The sequence below is a fragment of the Streptomyces sp. NPDC001880 genome (assembly GCF_053594575.1).
Genome location: NZ_JBSFET010000002.1, coordinates 160,642 through 181,921, shown reverse-complemented (window position 1 = coordinate 181,921; position 21,280 = coordinate 160,642). Strand labels below are relative to the sequence as shown.

Below are 21,280 nucleotides of genomic sequence, written 5' to 3'. Positions count from 1 at the left end.
CGCTTCACCCTTCGGCTTGCCGGTAAACGATGGTGGTGCTGCCCACGACGATCCGCGAGCCGTCGCGGAGCGTAGCGCGGGTGGTGTGCTGCCCGTCTACCACGATGCCGTTGGTAGATCCGAGATCCTGGATCGTCGAGGGCGTTCCGGTCCGGATCTCACAGTGCCGACGCGATACGCCGGGGTCGTCGATCCGCACGTCGGCGTCGGTGCTGCGCCCCAGCACCAGCGTCGGGCGGGAGATCTGATGGCGGGTGCCGTTGATCTCGATCCAGCGTCGCACCTGCGCGTTCGGCAGGGGGCTGGGCCCGGCCGGTGGGTGCCGGTCGGAGCTGGGTCCTCCGGGCCTTCCGGCGCCCGGCGGCGGACCCGCGGGCATGGGAGGGGGGGAGCCGGGTGGGTAGCCGTAGCCGCCGACGGGCTGCGCGGACCGGCCCGGGCCCGGGTAGGGAGGTTGGCCCTGCAGTCCTTGGCGGCCCTGGGGGTCCTGTTGTGACGAACTCGACGCCAGGGTGCGGCTGCGTACCCGGTAGAGCCCGGTGTCGAGGTCGTCGGCCTTCTCCAGGTGGACCTTGATCGGGCCCATGAAGGTGTACCGCTGCTGCTTGGCGTAGTCGCGGACCAGCCCGGAGAGTTCGTCGCCCAACTGACCCGAGTACGGGCTGAGTCGCTCGTAGTCGGGGGTGCTGAGCTCGACGATGAAGTCGTTGGGGACGACGGTCCGCTCGCGGTTCCAGATCGTTGCGTTGTTGTCGCACTCGCGCTGGAGGGCTCCCGCGATCTCGACCGGCTGGACCTCGGACTTGAAGACCTTGGCGAAGGTGCCGTTGACCAGACCTTCGAGACGCTGCTCGAAACGCTTCATGACTCCCATGGGGCACCTCCTCTGTTGTCGTCCCTGTACTGCTTACTGATCGTATCCACGCGTCGGGAAATCGGCTGGTTCCCCTTGTCTGCCCTGTGGATGAGTGTCACCTCTCACACGGATCGTAGAGGCGGCCTCCCCACAGTGTCCCGCACCCGGGGTGCACAGAGGAGGAGTGGGGCCGATCGCTCGGCGTTCCCGCTTCCCCTCAGTCGGTCGGCGAAACAACGGATGTGAATCCACCCTGTCCAGCGTGCTAATGTTCCCGATGTCGCCAGGCAATCGCACCAAGCGGTGAGAGAGTCTGGAAACACCACTCTTGCGCGAGTGGCGGAACGGCAGACGCGCTGGCTTCAGGTGCCAGTGTCCTTAGGGACGTGGGGGTTCAAATCCCCCCTCGCGCACAAGAGAGAAGCCCCACAGGTCAACGGCCTGTGGGGCTTCTTCGTTCCCGGTTCAGGGGTTCCGGCTCTCGGGTTCCGGTTCGGAACTCTGATTCGATTCTGATTCCGGCTTCTGGTTTCTGGTTTCACGTGAAACGTCTGATTCGATGCTTCTTGTAGGGTCTGGGGTTTTACCTGCAGGGTCTGGGGTTTTACAGGCCATACATGCCATAGGTGTCGTACAAGGCTTGTGGGGCTTCTGGGGGCTGGTGGGTGAATCAGCCCTTCGGTGTCTGTGAGGTCCGCGGGGCGGGCGGGGTGGTGTCGCCTGCCGAGTTGTAACGCAGCAGGTACTCCGCGAACCGGGCGAGATCTTCTTCCGTCCAATCCGCGAGGCGCTCCTGGTAGGCCATACGGCGGCTGGCCTGTGTGGAGGCGAGAGCCCGGGTGCCGGCCGCAGTGGGGTGCAGCACCTGGATCCGGTGGTCGTCTGGGTCCGGATGGCGCTCGACCAGCCCCAGCTTCTCCAGGGCGCCGATCTGCCGGCTGACCGTCGATTTGTCCAGCATGTAGTGCGCGGCCAGATCTGTTGCGCGGCAGCCGTGCAGGGTCTCGATGTGCGCCAGCAGTGTGTACGAGACCAGGGGGAGGTCCGGATGGAGGCGGGCCGCGGCGGCCCGTGCGCGGCGCGCGAAGGCGGTCAGTTCGCGCTGGATCACGTCCAGTGATTCTTCGCGTTCCTCGGGGGTGCCTGGCACTGTTTCGCCTTCCGTCTCGCAGGTCTTGAGTTGCAGTTGTATAGTACAACGAGTTGAGGGTTGTAAAAGGCAACTATTGGAGTGTTCCGCATGTCCGCAGGCCCGAGTGCCACCCCCGACGGCTCGACCGCCGCCGCTCTCCGCCATGTGCTGGGCCATTTCGTCACGCCGCTGCTGATGTGCATCGGCATGGGGCTCGCCTATCTCGGGGCCTTCCACGCCCCGGAGCCGCACGATCTCCGGGTGGACGTGGTCGGGTCGGGGCCGAGCGCGCAGGTGCTCGCGCAGACGCTGCAGGACAAGAGCGACGGGGCGCTGAGCGTACGTACCGTTCCCGACCGGGCCGCTGCGGTGGACCACCTCAGCACGCAGGCGAGTTACGGCGCCTACCTGCCGGGGAAGCACCCCGAGCTGCTCGTGGCCAGCGCGTCCTCGGACACCAGCGCCACGGTGGTCGAGAAGGTGTTCACCAAGGTCGCCGCCGAGGAGGGACACCCGCTGAAGGTGACGGACACGGCGCCGACCGCGGACGGCGATCCGACCGGCCAGGGCATCTTCTTCCTGCTGGTCGCGGTGAGTATCGGTTCGTACGCGTCGGTCGCGGTCATCGGTGGCGCGGGCGCCGCGCTGTCGCTGCGGATCAGGGCCGCACTGGCTGTTGCCGCGTCGCTGGTGGTGAGCGTGATCGGGGCGGTGTTCGCTGGGCCGCTGTTCGGTCTCGTCGACCATGGGCTCGGCGGTCTGTGGGCGATGGCCTGGCTCTACTCGGCGGGCATTCTGCTGATCGGTGTCGGACTGCACACCTTCCTCAAGCGCTGGACGACGCTCGGCCTGATGGTGCTGTTCGTGATGCTCAACTTCACCAGCTCCGGCGGCATCTTCCGGCCCGAACTCCAGCCCGGCTTCTTCGCTTCGCTGCACTCCTTCTGGAACGGTGCGGGCTTCGTCGAGGGCGTACGCAGCCATGTGTACTTCGACGGACACGGGCTCGGTGAACATGTGCTGGTGCTCGCGCTCTGGTTCGTGGCGGGCCTGGCCCTGATGGGGCTGGCGGGGCTGTCCGAGTCGAAGCGGCGGAAGGCCGCAGCGCGGGCGACGGCGGCTGGAACCGACGCCGTCGCCGGTTCCGTCGAGGCCGACGGAACCCATGGGCCGAAGCACGCCGCCAGGGCCGGGGCGGGAGCCCGGAGCGAGGCGGATGCCGAGGGGAAGATCGAGGAGACCGTCGGCGTCTGACCGCCCGGCCGTTGACCGCCTGCCTCTGATCTCTGGCAGCCTGATCTCTGGGCGCCCGATCTCTGGCCGTCTGACCAGGGCGGATCAGTGCTCGCAGCCTGCAGAGGTGTTGTCCACAGGTCGCTCGGCGAGTTTTCCACAGGGACAGACGGTCTTCGGCCGACGGCGGTACCTTCGTCGCTAGTGATCTGCGACAGGCGCCGGGCCAGGAGCGCAGGGTGAGGGCGGGGGAGGCTGCGCGCCATGGGTGACATCGAAGCGACAGTGCCGGTTCAGCGGGCTGTGACGGGTGATCCGCGTATCCCGGTCGTGCCCGGATTTGCACGGAGGGTGGCCGCGGCAGGCGGGGGTGCGACGCGGTCTCCTAGGACGGCGGGCAAGGCGCTGCGGGAGCGGGTTCCCAGGGCTTCGCACGCGTTCCTGGACCTTCCGCACGGGCGGCCCGATGCGGTGCAGGCGGTCGAGGAGTCGAGCCGGGGCAGGGTGCCCTCGCTCTCTCCGATCCGGGTGGGACGAATGGCTGCCACACCTTTCGCCTTTCTGCGCGGCTCGGCCGGGCTGATGGCCCATGACCTGGTGGGCACACCGGTCAGCGGGGTGGGTGCCCAGCTCTGCGGCGACGCGCACGCGGCCAATTTCGGGCTGTACGGCGATGCGCGGGGCAGCCTGGTCATCGATCTGAACGACTTCGACGAGACCGTGTTCGGCCCGTGGGAGTGGGACCTCAAGCGGCTGACCACCTCGCTGGTGCTCGCGGGGCGCGAGGCCGGGGCGGACGAGGAGACCTGCCGGCGGGGCGCGTACGACACGGTGGGTGCGTACCGGCGGACGATGCGGCTGCTGGCCAAGCTGCCCGCGCTCGACGCCTGGAACGCCATCGCGGATGAGGAGTTGGTTTCGCACACGGATGCGCGGGATCTCCTCGGCACGCTGGAGCGGGTCTCGGAGAAGGCCCGCAACAACACCAGCGCCCGCTTCGCGGCCAAGTCGACCGAGGATTCCGGGGATGGCGGACGCCGCTTCATCGACGCGCCGCCGGTGCTGCGCCGGGTGCCGGACGAGGAGGCCGCGGCGGTCGCGGCGGGACTCGGCGACTATCTGGGCACGATCTCGGAGGACCGGGTTCCGCTCCTCGCCCGGTACGCGATACACGACGTGGCGTTCCGCGTGGTCGGCACCGGGAGCGTCGGCACCCGGTCGTACGTGGTGCTTCTGCTGGATCACCGTGGTGAGCCCCTGGTGCTGCAAGTGAAGGAGGCGCGGCCCTCCGTGCTGGCGCCGTATCTGCCGACGGTCGGCTTCGATGTGCCGGAGGTGGCGCACGAGGGGCGCCGGGTGGTACTCGGGCAGAAGCGGATGCAGGTCGTCAGCGACATCCTGCTGGGCTGGGCGACGGTGGACGGACGCCCGTTCCAGGTGCGGCAGTTCAGGAACCGCAAGGGCAGCGTGGACCCGGCGGCGCTGGCAGCCGATCAGGTTGACGACTACGGCCGGATGACCGGTGCGCTGCTGGCGCGGGCCCATGCGCACAGCGCGGATCCGCGCCTGATCGCGGGCTACTGCGGCAAGAACGAGGAACTGGACGAGGCGGTGGCGGCGTTCGCGGTGACCTATGCGGACCGTACGGAGGCGGACCACGCGGAATTGGTGCGGGCCATCGGTTCGGGGCGGATAACTGCCGAACTGGGCGTCTGAGGGGCATCGGGCCGACCGTGGGTCCTCGGGACAAGGACCGTGGCCATACGCTGGACGGGTGACCCACGAAGCCGCCGGGGTGCCGACCACCCGGAACGACGATGACCGGCAGGACAACGACCGGCAGCGCGAGCAGCATGCCCGGAGCGAGCAGCACGAGCAGTACGGGCCGGGCGAGCCGTTTGAGGAGCACGGCCGGCCGGCCGGTGACGGTCCGGAGAACGGTGTCGGTTCGGAGGCCGGTGACGGTGCCGGTTCGGAGGCCGGCAGGGGCGCGGGCGGTCGTGCTGAGGGGGAGCGGCCCGAGGCGCGGCTCGCGAAGGCGGTGCGGGTGGCGGAGCAGGCGCTGATCGAGTTCGAGATCGCGGTGGAGACCTTCCGGGTCGAGGTCGAGAACTTCTCCCGGCTGCATCACCAGAAGCTCGGGCCCATGTACACCCGTCTCGACGAGCTCGATGCGCAGATCGCGGAGGCTCGGGCCGCCAGGACGGGCGACCCGGAGGACATCCGCAAGGCGCAGGAGGCCCGGGCGATCGTCATGCCGATGCCGGGCGTCGACGAGCTGTTCCACGACTGGATCGACTCCGAAGGGCTGTCCCCCGAGGCCGCGGCGATGCTGACCGAGCAGCCGGTCCGGCCGCCCAAGCGGGTCCGGCCGACCGAGGAGGCGCGCAAGCTCTACCGCGACCTGGCCCGCCAGGCCCACCCGGACCTGGCGCAGGACGAGACGGAGCGCGCCCGCCGGGACGAGTTCATCGCCCGTGTGAACGCCGCATACGGGCGGGGGGACGAGGCCCTCCTGATGGAGCTGGCGCAGGAGTGGGCGGCGGGTCCGGTGGCCCCGGAGGCGGAGCTCAGCGAGAGCGAGGAGCTCTACGCCCGGCTGAACTGGCTGACCCAGCGCAAGGAACTGTTGACGGTGCTCGCCCAGGAGCTGGAGGAGAGCGCGATCGGGGCCATGCTGCGGATGGCGCCGGACGATCCGGACCGGCTGCTCGACGAGATCGCCGAACAGCTGCTGGGCGAGGTCGCGCAGCGCGAGGCGGAGCTGGCAGGCTTGGTGCAGTAGCGTTCCGGGTGACTCTGGAGCGTACGTACGAGAGAAGGCATGACCCATGAATTTCGTCCCGCTGCCCTCGGTGGATGTCGCGGCGGTTCCGTCGGACGGCTTCGTGCTGGACGTTCGGGAGGACAACGAATGGGCGGCCGGTCATGTCGAGGGCGCCCTGCACATCCCGATGAGCGACTTCATGGCCCGTTTCGGTGAACTGACCGAGGCCGCCGACGACGGCCGGCGTGTGCACGTGATGTGCCGGGTCGGTGGCCGGTCGGCCCAGGTCACCCAGTATCTGGTGCAGCAGGGCATCGACGCCGTGAACATCGATGGCGGGATGCTGGCCTGGGACGGCTCGGGACGCCCGATGGTCACGGACAACGGCAGCCCGGCCTTCGTGCTCTGAGCCGGGGAACCGCTCCGCCGGGGGCGTGAACGCCGCCTGTGGCCGGTGTCAGCCGAGAAGGTGTTCGGCCAGCAGGCTGCCCAGCGCCTCCTCGTGTGCCGCCGCCGGACCGAGGGACAGCTCGATCTGTTTCGCCCAGGCGTGGAAGCGGTGCAGCGGGTAGTCCGTGTCCGCTCCGAAACCGCCGTGAAGGTGCTGTGCCGTCTGTACGACCCGGCGTACGCCGTCCGACGCCCAGATCTTCGCCACGGCGATGTCGCCCTCGGCAGGCAGTTTCCCCTCGGCCCCGGTGGAGATCCGCCAGGCTGCCTGCCAGAGCGTCACTTCCATGGCCCGTAGGTCGATGTACCGGTCCGCGGCCTGTACCGCGACGGACTGGAACGTCGCCACCGGGAAGCCGAACTGCTCCCGCTTGCCGGTGTATTCGCTCGTCATGGCGAGCACGGCCTCGCCCAGGCCCAGTGCGAGCGCGCACGTCCCGGTGGTGAGGAGGGCGCGCAGCCACTCCCAGGCCCCGGCGTCGTCGATCAGCGCACGGCCGTCGAGCCGTACCGACTCCAGCCGGACCTCCGCGAACCGTTCACCGCTGGTGGAGACCTGCTCGGCCAGGGTGACACCGTCCTGGGCGGGCCGGATCAGGGCGACGACCGTCCGGCCCTCGTCCGTATGGGCCGGAATCGCGATCCAGTCTGCGGCCTGCGCCCACGGCACCGCCGACTGCACCCCGTCGAGCACCCAGCCGGCATTGCCCCCGTCGCGGTCCGCCGGGACGGTTCCAGCCGTCACTTCCCGGCGGACGGTGACGGCGAGTTCGGCCGGATCGTGGCCGGAACGTCCGTTGGCCCCGACGGTGAGGACCAGCTCACCCCGGCCGATCCGAGGCAGCAATTCAGCGGCCAACTGCCGGTATCCGTACCGCTGGAGTGCCATCGCGACCGCGCACGTCTCCAGCAACGGCACTCTCGCGAGCACCTTGGCGGACTCGCGCAACACCAGGCAGAGCGTGACGAGATCGAGCCCGGCCCCGCCGTGTTCCGGTGAAAGCGTCAGACTCAGCAGATCACTTGAGGCGAGTCCGGCCCACAGCGGGCGGTCGATGTCCTCGGCCACCGCGCCCGGCACGAGGGCGGGGCTGGGGACCCCGTCCGGTGCGACTCCTGAGAAGACCGCTCTCGCTGCCTCCACGGCTGCCTGCTGTTCCTCGGTGAAGGTGAAGTCCACTGCCCTGGCCTCCCGCTGCCCGATGCCCTTGCGCCCGTATGCCCTTGCGCCCGCATGTGACGGGTCGTCAAGATAGAACAGGTTCTACAAGAAAGGAACAGCGGAGGAGCGGTGGATGGGCAGACCGAGTGGCAGGAGGCGGCGCGGTGCGGTCAGCGGTCGAAGTCGAGTTCCACCTCCGAGGTTGCCGGATGCGACTGGCACGCCAGCACATAGCCCGCGTCCGTCTCGTCGGGCTCCAGCGCGAAGTTGCGGTCCATCCGCACCTCGCCCGAGACCAGAAACGCCCGGCAGGTCCCGCACACCCCGCCCTTGCAGGCATACGGAGCGTCGGCGCGGCTGCGCAGCACGGTCTCCAGCAGCGATTCGCCCTCCTCCACCGGCCAGGTGCCGGAGCGGCCGTCCAGCGTGGCGGTGAGTCTGCTGTGGGCGGGCGATTCGCCTCGGGGGCGGGCGGATGTGTTCATGCCGTCGTCCACATGGAAGATCTCCTGGTGGATCCGGGTCCGGTCGACACCCAGTCCGCGCAGCGCCCGGTCCGCGGCCTGGACCAGTCCGAATGGCCCGCACAGATACCAGCCGTCGACCTCGGTCACCGGAAGCAGCGCGGGCAGCAACTCGGTGAGACGGTCCCGGTCCAGCCGGCCGGAGGGCAGACCTGCCTGCTGCTCCTCCCGGGAGAGCGCCGTGACCAGCTGGAAGCGGTCCGGGTAGCGGTCCTTGAGGTCGGCGACCTCGTCCAGGAACATCGTCGAGAGCGCCGTCCGGTCGCTGCGGATCAGGCAGAAGTGGGCGTCGGGCTCCCGTGCCAGCAGCGTGGCCGCGATGGACAGGACCGGTGTGATCCCGCTGCCGCCGACGATCGCCGCGAAGTGCCCGGCGCGGGGCGCCAGCACGAAGCGGCCCATCGGAGGCATCGCCTCGACCAGATCACCGACGGCGAGCTCCTTCAGCGCGTACGTGGAGAACGCGCCGCCGTCGACGAGCCGGATTCCCACACGCAGCACCGGATCGCCCTGCTCCGAGGCGGTGGCCGGGGAACAGATCGAGTACGAGCGGCGGATCTCCTCGCCGTCGACCGTGTACCGCACATTGAGGTGCTGGCCGGGCTGGTGGCGGAAGGTCTCGCGCAACTCGGGCGGCACGGCGAGGGTGACGGCCACCGAATCGTCCGTGAGCCGTTCGATCGTGCGGACCCGGAGCGGATGGAACATCTACAACTCCTTGAAGTGGTCGAACGGTTCGCGGCACGTCACGCAGCGGCGCAGCGCCTTGCACGCGGTGGAGGAGAACCGGCTCAGCAGCTCCGTATCGGTCGAGCCGCAGTGCGGGCAGCGCACCGAGAGTGTGAGCGGCACCGGACCGTTCGCGGGGACCGTGGCATCGTGCGGACGCGGGGGCGCTATGCCGAACTCGGCCAGCTTGCGCCGCCCTTCCGCGCTGATGTCGTCCGTGGACCAGGCCGGGGAGAGCACGGTGACCACGGAGACCTCCGGTATGCCGTGGTCGTGCAGTATCCGCTCGATGTCGGCGGACATGGCCTCGATCGCGGGGCAGCCGGTGTAGGTCGGGGTGAGCCGCACAGTGACCTTGCCGGGCGCGAGAACATCCACGCCCCGGAGCACCCCCAGCTCGTCCAGGGTCAGCACCGGCAGTTCGGGATCGGGTACGGAGCCCGCGAGGCGGTGCAGCTCCTTCTCCAGAAGTGTCCCGGTCACCATGACGCCCCCGGGTGGCTGCGATGCAGATGCTGCATCTCGGCGATCATGCGGCCGAAGGGTTCGGTGTGGATGCCCTGGCGTCCCGCGCCCGCCGTCCATGCCCCGGACTGCGGACCGGCCGGCAGCGTCAGCGTGGCCCGCTCCAGCACCGCCGAGACGGACTCCAGCCATCCGCTCCGCAGCGACTGCCAGTCGGTCTCCACCCCCTCGACGGGCTCGAACAGCTCACCGGTGAACCGCCACAGCGCGTCCACGGCGCGCTGCATCCGGTCATGGCTCTCGTCCGTGCCGTCGCCGAGCCGCAGCGTCCAGTGCTCCGCGTGGTCCTGGTGGTACGCGACCTCCTTGACGGCCTTCGCTGCCAAGCCGGCGAACGGGCCCTCGCCCGATGCCAACTGCTCGTACAACAGTCGCTGGTAGGTGGAGAAGTAGAGCTGACGGGCGATGGTGTGGGCGAAGTCGCCGTTCGGCTGTTCGACCAGCTGGACGTTGCGGAAGGCACGTTCCTCGCGCAGATACGCCAGCTCGTCCTCGCCCCCGACCAGGGAGAGGAGCACCCGGGCCTGCCCCAGCAGGTCCAGGGCGATGTTGGCCAGAGCCACTTCTTCTTCCAGCACGGGCGCGTGGCCCGCCCACTCCCCCAGCCGGTGCGAGAGCACCAGCGCGTCGTCGCCAAGGGCGAGGGCCGCGGTCACAGGTGCTTCACCCCTTCCGGGATCTCGTAGAACGTCGGATGCCGGTACGGCTTGTCACCGGCCGGTTCGAAGAAGGAGTCCTTCTCGTCCGGGGAGGAGGCCGTGACCTGGGCGGACGGGACCACCCAGATGGAGACGCCTTCGGAACGGCGCGTGTACAGATCGCGCGCGTTGCGCAGGGCCATCTCCGCGTCCGGGGCGTGCAGGCTGCCCGCGTGCGTGTGCGAAAGACCGCGGCGCGAACGCACGAACACCTCCCACAGTGGCCATTCGGTCGAGCTGCTCATGCTGTCGCCTCCCCGTTCCTCGCTGCTGTGTGTGGTGCTGCGTCTGCTTGTGCTGCTGTGTGTTTCCGGGCGTAGGCAGCCGCCGCGTCCCGGACCCAGGCGCCCTCCTCGTGCGCCCGGCGGCGCTGGCCGAGGCGCTGCTCGTTGCACGGGCCGTTGCCCTTGAGGACCTCCTGGAACTCCTTCCAGTCGATCGCCCCGAAGTCGTGCTGTCCGCGCTCTTCGTTCCACCTGATGTCAGGATCCGGGAGGGTGAGCCCCAGCGCTTCGGCCTGGGGGACACAGATGTCCACGAAGCGCTGCCGCAGCTCGTCGTTCGAGTGGCGCTTGATCTTCCAGGCCATCGACTGCGCGGAGTGGGCCGATGCGTCGTCCGGCGGGCCGAACATCATCAGGGACGGCCACCACCAGCGGTTCACCGCGTCCTGCGCCATTTCGTGCTGCGCCGGGGTGCCGCGGCTGAGGGTGAGCAGCAGCTCGTACCCTTGGCGCTGGTGGAAGGACTCCTCCTTGCAGATACGGACCATCGCCCGGGCGTACGGGCCGTAGGAGCAGCGGCACAGCGGCACCTGGTTGGTGATCGCGGCGCCGTCCACGAGCCAGCCGATCGCGCCGACGTCCGCCCAGGTCAGCGTCGGGTAATTGAAGATCGATGAATACCTCTGGCGGCCCGCGTGAAGCTTGTCGAGCAGCTCCTCGCGGCCGGTGCCGAGCGTTTCCGCCGCGCTGTACAGATAGAGCCCGTGTCCCGCTTCGTCCTGCACCTTGGCCATCAGGATCGCCTTGCGGCGCAGCGAGGGTGCACGCGAGATCCAGTTGGCCTCCGGCTGCATGCCGATGATTTCGGAGTGGGCATGCTGGGCCATTTGCCTGACCAGCGAGGCGCGGTATGCATCAGGCATCCAGTCGCGTGGCTCGATGCGCTCGTCCGCCGCCACCGCGGCGTCGAACACCGCCTCCAAGGCCTCGTCCGCCCCTTCGGGCCTGTCCGCTCCCGCCTGCGCTGTCTGGTCCGCAGTCACTGCCGCCATCCCGGGCTCCCTACCGACCGATCGTTCGGTTCAATGTCTTCAATGGTGAGTCGACGGCCCGTAGGGTGTCAACCCTGTGGATAACTGACCGGGGGATCGACGGGGATCGGGGCGGGATGGATTCGTACGACGACAGCGGTGCCGACAGCGGGGGCGGGAGTTCCGAGCCCGGGTCCGACCGGCGTGAAAAGGTGGCTTTCGGTGCTGGTCAGGCTCAGGATTCAGGATTTTGCGAATCAGGGCCTCGCGAATCAGAGCCTCGCGGGTCGGAGCCTCATGGATCAGGCCCCCGTGGCGGAATAGCCGCCCTGTCGCTTCCCTACCAGATCGTTGCCGCAGTCGCGCTGTCCGTCATCGGGCTGGTCACCTGTGGACAGCTGGCCATGGTGTTTCTGCACGTCGCCCCCTCCAACACCATGACCAAGCAGCACGGCGAAGCGGTCGACGACTGGATCTATCCCGAGTTCGAGCAGAACTGGAAGCTCTTCGCCCCGAATCCGCTTCAGCAGAACGTCGCCGTCCACGTACGAGCCGAGATAGCCGGCCCCGACGGACGCCGCACCACTCCCTGGATGAGCCTTTCCGGCGAGGACGGCAAGGCGATACGCGGCAGTCTTCTCCCCAGCCACGTCCACCAGAACGAACTCCGCCGCGGCTGGGACTTCTACCTCAGCTCCCACGACAACGAGAACCGGGCCATCGGCCTTCGCGGTCAGCTCTCCGAGCGCTACATCCGCCGCATCGTGATGCTGCGCCTCAGTGAGCACGACTACGGCGGCACCGTCGAGCGCATCCAGGTCCGTTCCGAGGTGCGGTCCGTCGCGGCGCCTCCGTGGAGCGAGGAGAAGATCAGTACGAAACCGTCCTACCGGGTGCTTCCGTGGTGGGCGGTGACCGCGGAGGACCTTCCCGCCGGCGCCAAGGGGGCGGACAAGTGAGTGCACCCGCCCTCGGCCGCAAGATCGAGCCAAAGATCGACTACAGGATCGCAGGCTCCATCCAGCGCATCACCTCCACGGCCTTCGGCCAGTATCAGAGTGCCGTCATCCGGATCGGCTTCTCGGCCACCTATCTGCTCTTCCTGCTGCGCGAATTTCCGCACCGCCACGAGATGTACGGCCCCGACGCCCCGTGGCGCTGGGACATGGCGCAGCAGCTCATATCCGGCAATCAGGCGTTCACCGCGCTGATGTGGTCGGACAGCACGGTCTGGTTCGAGATCGTGTACGCGGTCGCACTGATCTCTGCGGCCCTGCTGATGGTCGGCTGGCACACCCGGGCCATGTCGGTCCTCTTCATGGCCGGGGTGCTCTCCCTGCAGAACCGCAGCATCTTCATGGGCGACGGCGGCGACAACGTCATCCATCTCATGGCGATCTATCTGGTGCTCACCCGCTGCGGGCGGGTCTGGTCGTTGGACGCCCGGCGCGCGGCGCGACAGGCGCGTGCGGGAGCGGACGACTCCCGGCGCCCGGTGCGGGGGACCGTGGCCGGTACGGTCCTCTGGGTGGTGCTCGGCCTTGTGCTGATCGTGGCCAGTGTGACCGACGGGCTCGGCGGCACCTGGTGGCTGCCGACTCTTTTCTGGATCCTCTGGGTCGGAGAGGGCGCCTGGTGGGCTGTGAACCGTTACGCACCGCACAGCGAATCGCGCACCCTGCTCGATGTCATCGCCAACCTCGCCCACAACGCGACCCTTGTCGTGATCATGGCCGAGGTCTGTCTGATCTACGCCACCGCGGGGTGGTACAAGATCCAGGGTTCGCGGTGGCAGGACGGCACGGCGCTGTACTACCCGCTCAAGCTCGACTACTTCACGCCTTGGCCCTGGCTGTCGGACATCCTCGCCTCCAGCGGTGTGATGGTGATGCTGATCACGTACGGCACGGTTGTCGTCCAGGTCGCGTTCCCCTTCACCCTGTTCAACCGGCGGGTCAAGAACGTGCTGCTCGTCGCCATGATGTGTGAGCACGCCGGCATCGCCCTGCTGCTCGGGCTGCCGTTCTTCTCCATGGCGATGATCGCCGCCGACTCCGTCTTCCTGCCGACCGTCTTCCTGGTGTGGCTCGGCGGCCGGGTGACCCGCGCCCGGGAACGGCTGTTCCCGGGCCGGGGCACAGTGCCCGGACAGCGACGTGGCACCGATGACGAGGAGGTCCCGCAGCACAGCGGCGACGGGGGCCATACTCTCGTCGGGTGAGTAGCAGCAGTGAGAGCGGCAGTACGCGCCGCACGGGCAGCGCAGGCAGCAGCGGCGGGGAATCGTTGGCCGAGGCGCCCGGTCCGTCGGAAGAGACCGGGCGTTCCGCGGAACCGCTGCAGTACGACGACGGATTCGGGACGGAGATCGGCGTCGGGCCCCACCCGCTGCCGTGGCCCGAGGACGAGCGGTACGACCCCGAGCTGCTCGCCCACGGCGACCGGCGCAATGTGGGCGATGCCTACCGGTATTGGACCCGGGAGGCGATCGTCGCCGATCTGGATCTGCGGCGGCACGACTTCCATGTCGCGGTCGAGAACTGGGGCCACGACTTCAATATCGGCTCTGTGGTGCGCACGGCGAACGCCTTTCTCGCCAAGGAGATCCATATCGTGGGGCGGCGGCGCTGGAACCGGCGCGGTGCGATGGTCACCGACCGGTACCAGCATGTGCGGCACCACCCCGACACGGAGTCTCTGACCGCGTGGGCGGAGGCCGAGGGACTGCCGATCATCGGGATCGACAATCTGCCGGGGGCGGTGCCGCTGGAGCGGACCGAGCTGCCGCGGCGTTGCGTACTGCTCTTCGGACAGGAGGGGCCCGGGCTCACCGAGGAGGCCCGTAAGCACGCGGTGATGGTGTGCTCCATCGCGCAGTTCGGCTCGACGCGGTCGATCAACGCGGGCGCCGCGGCCGCTGTCGCCATGCATGCGTGGGTGCAGCGGTACGCGGAGATCCCTGAGGCGGGAAGCTAGTGCTGCGGCGCTGGACGGATCGGCCCGGGGTCCGGCGGCGGGGCTCCGCCCCCGGACCCCGGCCGGATCACGCCTGGCGGCGTACTTCCACCATGCGGAAGCGGTTGGACACGAAGGCTCCGTCGCACAATGCCGCGTTCGCCGCCGGGTTGCCGCCCGAGCCGTGGAAGTCGGAGAAGGCAGCGGTCTGGTTGACGTACACCCCGCCGGTCAGATTCAGCGACAGCTGGGCCGATTCGTCCAGGCAGACATCTTCCACCGCGCGCTCCACCTCCGGTGAGGTGGTGTACGCGCCGACCGTCATCGCGCCCTTGTCGCGGACCGTGCGGCGGAGCAGCTCGACGGCGTCGGACGTCGAGTCGACCGCCACCGCGAAGGCGACCGGGCCGAAGCACTCCGACAGGTAGTGCTCCTCGTCGTCCGGCTTGGTGGCGTCCAGCTTGACGACGACGGGGGTGCGGACCACGGCGTCGGGGAATTCCGGGTTGGCCACCTCACGGGAGGGGAGGGCGACTTCGCCCAGATCCGCGGCTGCCTCCAAGCGGGCCTTCACATCGGGGTTGACGAGTGCGCCGAGCAGCGCGTTCGCCCGGCTGTCGTCGCCCAGCAGGCCGCTGACCGCGGCGGCGATGTCGGCGACCACTTCGTCGTACGTCTTGTCGCCGGCGTCGGTGGTGATGCCGTCACGGGGGATCAGCAGGTTCTGCGGGGTCGTGCACATCTGGCCGCTGTACAGGGAGAGGGAGAACGCCAGGTTGGACAGCATGCCGCGGTAGTCGTCCGTGGAGTCGATGACGATCGTGTTGACACCGGCCTTCTCCGTGTAGACCTGGGCCTGGCGGGCGTTGGTCTCCAGCCAGTCACCGAACGCGGTCGACCCCGTGTAGTCGATGATCTTGATTTCGGGGCGGAGGGCGAGAGCCTTCGCGATGCCTTCACCCGGTCGCTCGGCGGCCAGGGCGACCAGGTTGGGGTCGAAGCCCGCATCGGCGAGCACCTCCCGGGCCAGCTGCACCGTGAGCGCGAGCGGAAGCACGGCGCGGGGGTGCGGCTTGACCAGGACGGGATTTCCGGTGGCCAGGGAGGCGAAGAGGCCGGGGTAGCCGTTCCATGTGGGGAAGGTGTTGCAGCCGATCAGGAGCGAGATGCCGCGTGGTGCCGCAGTGAACGACTTCTGCAGCTGGAGCGGGTCGCGCTTGCCCTGCGGCTTGGACCAGTCGGCGCTCTGCGGGGTGCGGATCTGCTCCTCGTACGCGTACGCCACGGCCTCCAGGCCGCGGTCCTGGGCGTGCGGACCGCCCGCCTGGAACGCCATCATGAAGGCCTGGCCGCTGGTGTGCATCACGGCGTGACCGAACTCGTGGGTCCTGGCGCTGATCCGCGCGAGGATCTCCAGACAGACCAGGGCCCTGGTCTCGGGGCCCGCCGCACGCCAGGCTGGGATGGCCGCACGCATTGCCGGGAGCAGGACGTCCAGGTCGGCGTGCGGATACTCGACGCCCAGCTCCGGGCCGTACGGCGAGATCTCTCCGCCCGTCCAGCCATCGGTGCCGGGCTGGCCGAGGTCGAGCCGGGTGTTCAGCACGGCATCGAAGGCGGCCTTGCCCTCGGCGGCGCCCAGGCTGCCCGGGGTGCCTCCCTCGCCGTATGCCTTCGGATGCTCGGGGTGCGGGGACCAGTAGGCGCGCGTACGGATCGCGTCGAGGGCCTGGTCGAGCGTGGGGCGGTGCTTCTCGGACAACAGGTGCGGGGAGAGCTCGGCGGCCATGACGGACCAACTCCTCATCGAGCTGGGCAGGGACGGGCGGACAGAGTTAGAGTAACCGAACGATCGGTCGGGACAAGGGGGCCCGCCAAACCTGTGGGCAACTCGTAGGGGAGGATCGCGGACATGACCACGGCCAAGCGGGACACGTACACCCCGGAGACTCTGCTCACCGTTGCCGTCCGTGTCTTCAACGAGCGCGGCTACGACGGCACGTCCATGGAACACCTCTCCAAAGCGGCAGGCATCTCGAAGTCGTCCATCTACCACCACGTCGCGGGCAAGGAAGAGCTCCTGCGCCGTGCGGTCAGCCGGGCGCTGGACGGGCTCTTCGGGATTCTGGACGAGCCGGGGGCGACGCAGGGGCGTGCGATCGAGCGGGTCGAGTACGTCACCCGTCGCACCGTCGACGTGCTGATAGCCGAGCTGCCCTACGTCACTCTGTTGCTGCGTGTGCGGGGCAACACGAAGACCGAGCGCTGGGCCATGGAGCGGCGGCGCGAGTTCGACCAGCGGGTGACCGATCTGCTCAAGGCGGCGGTAGCGGACGGCGACCTCCGCTCCGACATGGACATACGGCTGGTGACCCGGCTGCTCTTCGGAATGGTCAACTCCCTGGTGGAGTGGTACCGGCCGCTGCCCGACGGCGGAGTCGACGGGCAGCAGCTGGCGGACACACTCGTTCGCGTGGCCTTCGAGGGGATGCGGGCCAGCCGCTGAGCCGCCGCAACGGCGAGTCGTCGGTGATGGCCGGCCGTCAGGTGAGTTCGGTGGGTCTGTCCGGGCCCGGGGCCAGGTCTGTCTCCTCGAACACCAGGAGCGTGCGGGTGGAGAGCACCTCTGGAATGGCCTGGATCCGCGTCAGGACCAGTTCGCGCAACGACCTGTTGTCCCGGGTGTGCACCAGCAGCAGCACATCGAAGTCGCCGCTGACCAGCGCGATATGAGTCGCTCCCGGCAGGGCCTGGAGCTGTTCGCGCACCGTGCGCCAGGAATTCTGGACGATCTTGAGGGTGATGTACGCGGAGGCGCCCTGCCCCGCCCGCTCGTGGTCCACGCGCGCGCTGAAGCCACGGATCACGCCGTCGTCGATGAGCCGGTTGATCCGGGCGTAGGCGTTGGCCCGGGACACATGCACGCGGTCGGCCACCGACCGTATCGAGGCACGTCCGTCCGTCTGGAGCAGTCGCAGGATGCGGCGGTCGATGGCATCGAGCGGGCGCGCGGGCGGAACCTGGCCGGTGTCCTCGCCCCCGTCGGCCATTTGTTCAGCTGACATGTGCCCCCGCCTCCCTCTCCTGGACGACCTGCCTCTATCCCAGGCTGTGGAGAACCGTTTGTCCACAGGCTGAAGGTGCCTGTAGCCAAAATGCGCTCGCGACCGAACAATCGGTAGGTGAGGGGCACCACACTCGTGCCTCGGACAGCGCTCGACATTTCGATGCTTTTCGACACCCCTCGGCATCGGACGATCCCCTGATGCCGACAGACGCCGCTCGAAACCCCTCGATGCCAGGAGGTGCTTGTCATGACGGTCCAAGAGCTGCCCGGCGCGGCTGCTTACCGGCCCACGCCGCCCCCGGCCTGGAAGCCGCTCACCGATCCCGCGCCGCTGCTCCCGGACCCCGAGCCGTACCGCGTGCTCGGTACGGATGCCGCGGCCGACGCCGATCCCGAGCTGCTGCTGAAGCTCTACGCGGAGCTGGTCCGCGGCCGGAGGTACAACGCGCAGGCCACCGCCCTCACCAAGCAGGGCCGGCTCGCCGTCTACCCGTCGAGCACGGGGCAGGAGGCCTGCGAGATAGCGGCAGCCCTGGTGCTGGAGGAGCGGGACTGGCTCTTCCCCAGCTACCGGGACACCCTTGCCGCAGTGGCGCGCGGACTGGATCCGGTCGAAGCACTGACGTTGCTGCGCGGCGACCGGCACACCGGTTACGACCCGCGCGAACACCGCATCGCACCGCTCTGCACCCCCCTCGCCACCCAGTTGCCGCACGCCGTGGGGCTGGCACACGCGGCGCGCCTGAAGGGCGACGACGTGGTGGCGCTCGCCATGGTCGGTGACGGCGGGACCAGTGAGGGTGATTTCCACGAGGCGCTGAATTTCGCGGCGGTATGGCGGGCCCCGGTCGTCTTCCTCGTACAGAACAACGGCTTCGCGATCTCCGTACCGCTGGCGAAGCAGACTGCCGCGCCGTCCCTGGCGCACAAGGCCGTGGGGTACGGGATGCCGGGCCGGCTGGTGGACGGAAACGACGCGGCCGCGATGCACCAGGTCCTCGGTGAGGCGGTGGCGCGGGCCCGGAGCGGCGGCGGGCCGACGCTCGTCGAAGCGGTGACGTACCGCATGGACGCCCATACCAACGCCGACGACGCCACTCGTTACCGAGCCGACAGCGAGGTGGAGACCTGGCGTGCGCACGACCCGATCCAGCTTCTCGAGCGGGAGCTGACCGGACGGGGGCTGCTCGGTGAGGACGGGATCGAGGAGGCGCGCGAGGCCGCGGAGCGGATGGCAGCCGCTCTGCGCGAGCGGATGAACGCCGATCCGGTGCTGGACCCGATGGATCTGTTCTCCCATGTCTACGTGGAGCAGACCGCACAGCTGCGGGAGCAGGCAGCCCGGTTGCGTGCCGAATTGGAAGCCGAGCAGGACCAGCAGGATCAGCACGGCCACGACGATGTGGAGGACGGGCGATGACCACCGCAGCGGCGACGGCCGGAGAGCGGACGGCGAAGGCCAAACCCGCCACGATGGCGCAGGCACTCGGGCGGGCGCTGCGCGATTCGATGGCGCAGGACCCGACGGTGCATGTCCTCGGTGAGGACGTCGGCACGCTCGGCGGGGTCTTCCGGATCACCGATGGTCTGGCGAAGGAATTCGGCGAGGACCGTTGCACAGACACCCCGCTGGCCGAGGCGGGCATCCTCGGGGCGGCCGTGGGCATGGCCATGTACGGGCTTCGCCCCGTGGTGGAGATGCAGTTCGACGCCTTCGCCTATCCGGCGTTCGAGCAGCTCATCAGCCATGTCGCGAAGATGCGGAACCGGACGGCCGGCGCCATGCCACTGCCGATCACGGTCCGCGTGCCGTACGGCGGCGGGATCGGCGGGGTCGAGCACCACAGCGACTCCTCGGAGGCGTACTACATGGCGACGCCCGGCCTCCATGTCGTCACGCCCGCCACGGTCGAGGACGCGTACGGGCTGCTGAGGGCCTCGATCGCCTCCGACGATCCGGTGGTGTTCCTGGAGCCGAAGCGGCTCTACTGGTCGAAGGCGGACTGGTCGCCCGATGCGCCGGTGGCGGTGGAGCCCATAGGCCGGGCGGTCGTCCGCCGGACGGGCCGCAGCGCGACGCTGATCACGTACGGGCCGTCGCTGCCCGTCTGCATGGAGGCGGCGGAAGCGGCCGTCGAAGAGGGCTGGGACCTGGAAGTCGTGGACCTGCGCTCGCTGGTGCCGTTCGACGACGAAACGGTTGCCGCTTCCGTACGGCGTACGGGGCGTGCGGTGGTCGTCCATGAGTCCTCCGGCTTCGGCGGTCCGGGCGGTGAGATCGCGGCCCGGGTATCCGAGCGGTGCTTCCACCACCTGGAGGCGCCGGTGCTGCGGGTCGCCGGGTTCGACATTCCGTATCCGCCGCCGATGCAGGAGAAGCACCATCTCCCGGGCGTGGACCGGGTGCTGGACGCGGTCGCCCGCCTGCAGTGGGAGGCGGAGAGCTGATGCCCCAGGTACTCGAATTCAAGTTGCCGGACCTCGGTGAGGGGCTCACCGAGGCGGAGATCGTGCGCTGGCTGGTGGAGGTCGGCGATGTCGTCGCCATCGACCAGCCGGTCGTCGAGGTCGAGACGGCCAAGGCGATGGTGGAGGTGCCGTGCCCTTACGGGGGCGTGGTGACCGCGCGGTTCGGCGAAGAAGGCTCGGAACTGCCGGTCGGGGCACCTCTGTTGACGGTGGCGGTCGCGGTGGGTTCGGACGGCGAGGGGGCAGGGTCTGATTCCGGTTCCGGGGCAGGGTCTGATTCCGGGGCCGGCTCAGGTGAGGTGGAGTCGTCCGGCAATGTGCTGGTCGGGTACGGGACGGGCGCACCGGTGGCGCGCCGTCGTCGGGTACGTCCCGCTGCCGTGACGGAAACTGCTCCCGCACGGGTGCCTGTGGCTCTGGCGCAGGCACCCGATCCCGTGCCGGATGCGGTGCCGGGTCCGGTGGCGGTCGTCTCCCCGTTGGTACGGAAGCTGGCGCGGCAGCATGAGCTCGATCTGCGGCAGCTGGTGGGCTCCGGGCCGGACGGGCTGATCCTGCGGGCCGATGTCGAGTCCGCGATCAGGGCGCTGGCGGAGGGAGCGGCGGCTCCCCGGCCGGCCTCGGTACCGACGCCGGACGTGGTGGCGGAGTCGGTGCCCGCGGCGGTGGCGGGACCGGCCGCACAGCGGATTCCGTTGCGCGGTGTGCGGGGCGCGGTCGCTGACAAGCTGGCGCGCAGCCGTCGGGAGATCCCGGACGCCACGTGCTGGGTAGATGCCGATGCCACCGAGCTGATGGCGGCCAGGTCCGCGATGAACGGCGCCGGCGGTACGGCTGCCGGGCCCAAGGTTTCGGTGCTGGCCCTGCTGGCGCGTATCTGCACGGCGGCGCTGGCCCGGTTCCCCGAGCTCAACTCCACGGTGGACCTGGAAGCGCGGGAGATCGTGCGGTTGCCGGAGGTCCACCTCGGGTTCGCGGCACAGACCGAGCGGGGACTGGTCGTCCCCGTGGTGCGGGATGTGCAGGCCAGGAACGCCGAGTCGATCGGGGCCGAGATAACCCGGCTGACCGAGGCGGCGCGGGCCGGGCGGCTGACCCCGGCGGAGCTGACCGGTGGCACGTTCACACTGAACAACTACGGGGTGTTCGGAGTCGACGGATCGACCCCGATCATCAACCACCCCGAGGCGGCGATGCTGGGTGTCGGCCGGATCGTGCCGAAGCCCTGGGTGTACCAGGGCGAGCTGGCCGTTCGACAGGTGGTCCAGCTCTCGCTGACCTTCGACCACCGGGTCTGCGACGGCGGCACGGCGGGCGGCTTCCTGCGCTACATAGCCGACTGCGTGGAACAACCGGCGGTGCTGCTGCGCACGTTGTAGGCGGAAACGTCCGTGGGCTCCTGTCTGCCTCCCGCGCTCGATCCTCCCGATCGGTTCGACCGGCTCGATCGCCGACCGG

21 protein-coding genes and 1 tRNA gene are annotated in these 21,280 nt (G+C 69.2%); 12 read left to right on the top strand and 10 right to left on the bottom strand.

What is annotated here, in order from left to right; all coding sequences use genetic code 11:
• Positions 1-4: 4 nt before the first annotated feature.
• Entirely contained in the window at positions 5-874 is an 870-nt protein-coding gene (locus ACWCQ6_RS02335) for an FhaA domain-containing protein (protein WP_451084890.1), read from the bottom strand.
• 312 nt (positions 875-1,186) lie between these two features.
• Between ACWCQ6_RS02335 and ACWCQ6_RS02330 the strand changes: the two genes are divergently transcribed.
• Positions 1,187-1,269: transfer RNA gene (locus ACWCQ6_RS02330), tRNA-Leu, on the top strand.
• A 257-nt stretch (positions 1,270-1,526) separates the two neighbouring features.
• Here ACWCQ6_RS02330 and ACWCQ6_RS02325 read toward each other — a convergent pair.
• Positions 1,527-2,006 (bottom strand): MarR family winged helix-turn-helix transcriptional regulator, encoded by a 480-nt coding sequence (locus ACWCQ6_RS02325; RefSeq protein WP_451084889.1) that lies wholly within the window; start codon positions 2,004-2,006, stop codon positions 1,527-1,529.
• Positions 2,007-2,096: 90 nt separating this feature from the next.
• Between ACWCQ6_RS02325 and ACWCQ6_RS02320 the strand changes: the two genes are divergently transcribed.
• The 4 genes from ACWCQ6_RS02320 to ACWCQ6_RS02305 all read left to right on the top strand — a co-directional run bounded on the left by ACWCQ6_RS02320 (position 2,097) and on the right by ACWCQ6_RS02305 (position 6,397).
• On the top strand, positions 2,097-3,242 hold the full coding sequence (locus ACWCQ6_RS02320) for a hypothetical protein (RefSeq protein ID WP_451084888.1): 1,146 nt from the start codon (positions 2,097-2,099) through the stop codon (positions 3,240-3,242).
• Positions 3,243-3,485: 243 nt separating this feature from the next.
• The gene (locus tag ACWCQ6_RS02315) at positions 3,486-4,937 is read left to right on the top strand and encodes a DUF2252 domain-containing protein (RefSeq protein ID WP_451084887.1); all 1,452 of its coding nucleotides are present in this window, start codon (positions 3,486-3,488) and stop codon (positions 4,935-4,937) included.
• A 58-nt stretch (positions 4,938-4,995) separates the two neighbouring features.
• Entirely contained in the window at positions 4,996-6,006 is a 1,011-nt protein-coding gene (locus ACWCQ6_RS02310; protein ID WP_451084886.1) for a J domain-containing protein, read from the top strand.
• A gap of 46 nt (positions 6,007-6,052) precedes the next feature.
• Complete coding sequence (locus ACWCQ6_RS02305) at positions 6,053-6,397, top strand: rhodanese-like domain-containing protein (protein ID WP_451084885.1); 345 nt, start codon at positions 6,053-6,055, stop codon at positions 6,395-6,397.
• 48 nt (positions 6,398-6,445) lie between these two features.
• On the opposite strand, the gene ACWCQ6_RS02300 is transcribed toward ACWCQ6_RS02305, so the two are convergent.
• The 6 genes from ACWCQ6_RS02300 to paaA form a co-directional block, all read right to left on the bottom strand.
• Entirely contained in the window at positions 6,446-7,618 is a 1,173-nt protein-coding gene (locus ACWCQ6_RS02300) for an acyl-CoA dehydrogenase family protein (RefSeq protein WP_451084884.1), read from the bottom strand.
• Between the two features lie 152 nt (positions 7,619-7,770).
• Complete coding sequence (locus ACWCQ6_RS02295) at positions 7,771-8,832, bottom strand: 2Fe-2S iron-sulfur cluster-binding protein (protein ID WP_451084883.1); 1,062 nt, start codon at positions 8,830-8,832, stop codon at positions 7,771-7,773.
• Positions 8,833-9,339 (bottom strand): 1,2-phenylacetyl-CoA epoxidase subunit PaaD, encoded by a 507-nt coding sequence (gene paaD, locus ACWCQ6_RS02290; protein WP_451084882.1) that lies wholly within the window; start codon positions 9,337-9,339, stop codon positions 8,833-8,835.
• Positions 9,333-10,034: a 1,2-phenylacetyl-CoA epoxidase subunit PaaC gene (gene paaC, locus ACWCQ6_RS02285; RefSeq protein WP_451084881.1), complete on the bottom strand. Its 702-nt coding sequence runs from the start codon at positions 10,032-10,034 to the stop codon at positions 9,333-9,335. Before paaC ends, paaD begins: the two co-directional genes overlap by 7 nt.
• Positions 10,031-10,321 carry a 1,2-phenylacetyl-CoA epoxidase subunit PaaB gene (paaB, locus tag ACWCQ6_RS02280; protein WP_093548044.1) on the bottom strand — a complete coding sequence of 97 codons (291 nt, stop codon included), beginning with the start codon at positions 10,319-10,321 and terminating at the stop codon, positions 10,031-10,033. The genes paaC and paaB overlap by 4 nt, the downstream gene beginning before the upstream one ends.
• Positions 10,318-11,352: a 1,2-phenylacetyl-CoA epoxidase subunit PaaA gene (paaA, locus tag ACWCQ6_RS02275; RefSeq protein ID WP_451084880.1), complete on the bottom strand. Its 1,035-nt coding sequence runs from the start codon at positions 11,350-11,352 to the stop codon at positions 10,318-10,320. Before paaA ends, paaB begins: the two co-directional genes overlap by 4 nt.
• Before the next feature lie 116 nt (positions 11,353-11,468).
• Here paaA and ACWCQ6_RS02270 point away from each other — a divergent pair, with 116 nt between their 5' ends.
• The 3 genes from ACWCQ6_RS02270 to ACWCQ6_RS02260 all read left to right on the top strand — a co-directional run bounded on the left by ACWCQ6_RS02270 (position 11,469) and on the right by ACWCQ6_RS02260 (position 14,307).
• The gene (locus tag ACWCQ6_RS02270) at positions 11,469-12,290 is read left to right on the top strand and encodes a DUF5819 family protein (protein ID WP_451084879.1); all 822 of its coding nucleotides are present in this window, start codon (positions 11,469-11,471) and stop codon (positions 12,288-12,290) included.
• Complete coding sequence (locus ACWCQ6_RS02265) at positions 12,287-13,552, top strand: HTTM domain-containing protein (protein WP_451084878.1); 1,266 nt, start codon at positions 12,287-12,289, stop codon at positions 13,550-13,552. The genes ACWCQ6_RS02270 and ACWCQ6_RS02265 overlap by 4 nt, the downstream gene beginning before the upstream one ends.
• 65 nt (positions 13,553-13,617) lie before the next feature.
• Positions 13,618-14,307 carry a TrmH family RNA methyltransferase gene (locus tag ACWCQ6_RS02260; protein WP_451084947.1) on the top strand — a complete coding sequence of 230 codons (690 nt, stop codon included), beginning with the start codon at positions 13,618-13,620 and terminating at the stop codon, positions 14,305-14,307.
• A 67-nt stretch (positions 14,308-14,374) separates the two neighbouring features.
• Here the strand turns inward: ACWCQ6_RS02260 and paaN are convergent, their stop codons facing one another.
• A complete protein-coding gene (paaN, locus tag ACWCQ6_RS02255; protein WP_451084877.1) occupies positions 14,375-16,075 on the bottom strand; it encodes a phenylacetic acid degradation protein PaaN in 1,701 nt (566 codons plus the stop codon).
• A 123-nt stretch (positions 16,076-16,198) separates the two neighbouring features.
• On the opposite strand from paaN, the gene ACWCQ6_RS02250 reads away from it, so the two are divergent.
• Positions 16,199-16,792: a TetR/AcrR family transcriptional regulator gene (locus tag ACWCQ6_RS02250; protein ID WP_451084876.1), complete on the top strand. Its 594-nt coding sequence runs from the start codon at positions 16,199-16,201 to the stop codon at positions 16,790-16,792.
• 37 nt (positions 16,793-16,829) lie between these two features.
• Here the strand turns inward: ACWCQ6_RS02250 and ACWCQ6_RS02245 are convergent, their stop codons facing one another.
• Entirely contained in the window at positions 16,830-17,336 is a 507-nt protein-coding gene (locus tag ACWCQ6_RS02245) for an Lrp/AsnC family transcriptional regulator (protein ID WP_451084946.1), read from the bottom strand.
• A 264-nt stretch (positions 17,337-17,600) separates the two neighbouring features.
• On the opposite strand from ACWCQ6_RS02245, the gene pdhA reads away from it, so the two are divergent.
• Genes pdhA through ACWCQ6_RS02230 form a run of 3 tightly spaced genes read left to right on the top strand, consistent with a single transcriptional unit; the run spans position 17,601 to position 21,201 of the window.
• A complete protein-coding gene (gene pdhA / locus ACWCQ6_RS02240) occupies positions 17,601-18,773 on the top strand; it encodes a pyruvate dehydrogenase (acetyl-transferring) E1 component subunit alpha (protein ID WP_451084875.1) in 1,173 nt (390 codons plus the stop codon).
• Positions 18,770-19,801, top strand: coding sequence for an alpha-ketoacid dehydrogenase subunit beta (locus ACWCQ6_RS02235; RefSeq protein ID WP_451084874.1), 1,032 nt, complete (start codon positions 18,770-18,772; stop codon positions 19,799-19,801). Before pdhA ends, ACWCQ6_RS02235 begins: the two co-directional genes overlap by 4 nt.
• Positions 19,801-21,201, top strand: a complete 1,401-nt coding sequence (locus ACWCQ6_RS02230; RefSeq protein WP_451084873.1) for a dihydrolipoamide acetyltransferase family protein — start codon at positions 19,801-19,803, stop codon at positions 21,199-21,201. The genes ACWCQ6_RS02235 and ACWCQ6_RS02230 overlap by 1 nt, the downstream gene beginning before the upstream one ends.
• The last annotated feature ends 79 nt before the right edge of the window (positions 21,202-21,280 follow it).